This is a genomic window from Paraburkholderia sp. BR10937, assembly GCF_040965695.1.
Taxonomy (GTDB): Bacteria; Pseudomonadota; Gammaproteobacteria; order Burkholderiales; family Burkholderiaceae; genus Paraburkholderia.
Genome location: NZ_JBFRCL010000211.1, coordinates 1 through 255, shown reverse-complemented (window position 1 = coordinate 255; position 255 = coordinate 1). Strand labels below are relative to the sequence as shown.

Annotated in this window: 1 pseudogene; it reads right to left on the bottom strand. The window is 68.6% G+C overall.

What is annotated here, in order from left to right:
- Positions 1-255 (bottom strand): annotated as a pseudogene (locus tag AB4Y44_RS42700) (IS4/IS5 family transposase); the annotation flags it as partial.

Sequence of the window (255 nt, the reverse complement as noted above, 5' to 3'; positions counted from 1 at the left end):
GATCGCTACGCGGCTGCAGTGCGTGCAGCGCCTCGAACAGCATCTGCCGCTCAGCACCGTCGGCGGGATGAAGCGCGGCGTGCAGGGTCAGTTCGGCCCCCGGCAGGAACAGCGCAAACGCGTAGTGATCGGCGCACAGTTCATGGCCGCGACGCGTGCCCACGCGCAGACGGCTGCCATCGGCGGCAACCAGGCGCAGGCCGTGCCAGCGCATCGAATCGAGATGGGGTTGGGCAAGTGCAATCAGGCGGGCAC